The 1,528-nt window shown below is 50.5% G+C and carries 1 rRNA gene; it reads left to right on the plus strand.

The features are described 5' to 3' along the window. Positions 1 to 19 precede the first annotated feature (19 nt). Positions 20 to 1,528, plus strand: a 23S ribosomal RNA gene (locus tag L1077_RS27075); the annotation flags it as partial.

Raw genomic sequence — 1,528 nt, forward strand, 5'->3', positions numbered from 1 at the left:
AAACCATTTTGGGTTGTATGGTTAAGTGACTAAGCGTACACGGTGGATGCCTTGGCAGTTGGAGGCGATGAAGGACGTACTAACTTGCGATAAGCTAAGTCAAGCCAGTAAGAGGCACTTGAGACTTAGATTTCCGAATGGGGAAACCCACCGCTTAGCGGTATCTTGCAGTGAATACATAGCTGTAAGAGGCAAACCGGGAGAACTGAAACATCTAAGTACCCCGAGGAAAAGAAATCAACCGAGATTCCGAAAGTAGCGGCGAGCGAAATCGGATTAGCCCTTAAGCTTCAGTGTAATTAGTGGAACCTTCTGGAAAGTTGGACGACACAGGGTGACAGTCCCGTACACGAAAATTTATCTGAAGTGAAATCGAGTAGGTCGGAGCACGTGAAACTTTGACTGAATATGGGGGGACCATCCTCCAAGGCTAAATACTCCCAACTGACCGATAGTGAACCAGTACCGTGAGGGAAAGGCGAAAAGAACCCCTGTGAGGGGAGTGAAATAGAACCTGAAACCGTGTACGTACAAGCAGTAGGAGCCCTTCGAGGGTGACTGCGTACCTTTTGTATAATGGGTCAGCGACTTATATTCTGTAGCGAGGTTAACCATTTAGGGGAGCCGTAGCGAAAGCGAGTCTTAACTGGGCGCTTAAGTTGCAGGGTATAGACCCGAAACCCGGTGATCTAGCCATGGGCAGGTTGAAGGTCAGGTAACACTGACTGGAGGACCGAACCCACTAACGTTGAAAAGTTAGGGGATGACCTGTGGCTAGGAGTGAAAGGCTAATCAAACCGGGAGATAGCTGGTTCTCCCCGAAATCTATTTAGGTAGAGCCTCGGACGAATACTTACGGGGGTAGAGCACTGTTAAGGCTAGGGGGTCATCCCGACTTACCAACCCTTTGCAAACTCCGAATACCGTAAAGTAATATCCGGGAGACACACGGTGGGTGCTAACGTCCATCGTGGAGAGGGAAACAACCCAGACCGTCAGCTAAGGTCCCAAAGTGTATGTTAAGTGGGAAACGATGTGGGAAGGCTAAAACAGCTAGGAGGTTGGCTTAGAAGCAGCCATCCTTTAAAGAAAGCGTAATAGCTCACTAGTCGAGTCGGCCTGCGCGGAAGATGTAACGGGGCTAAACATACCACCGAAGCTACGGCTGCATACTTAGTATGCGGGGTAGGGGAGCGTTCTGTAAGTGGCTGAAGGTGTGCCGGGAGGCATGCTGGACATATCAGAAGTGCGAATGCTGACATGAGTAACGATAATGCGGGTGAAAAACCCGCACGCCGGAAGACCAAGGGTTCCTATCCCATGTTAATCAGGGTAGGGTGAGTCGACCCCTAAGGCGAGGCTGAAGAGCGTAGTCGATGGGAAACGGGTTAATATTCCCGTACTTGGTATAAATGCGATGGGGGGACGGAGCAGGCTAGGCAAGCATGGCGTTGGTTGTCCATGTGAAAGGCTGTAGGCTGGTGACTTAGGAAAATCCGGGTCGCTAAGGCTGAGAGTCGAGACGAGC

The sequence above is a fragment of the Pseudoalteromonas luteoviolacea genome (assembly GCF_021654285.1).
Lineage (GTDB): Bacteria > Pseudomonadota > Gammaproteobacteria > Enterobacterales > Alteromonadaceae > Pseudoalteromonas > Pseudoalteromonas luteoviolacea_J.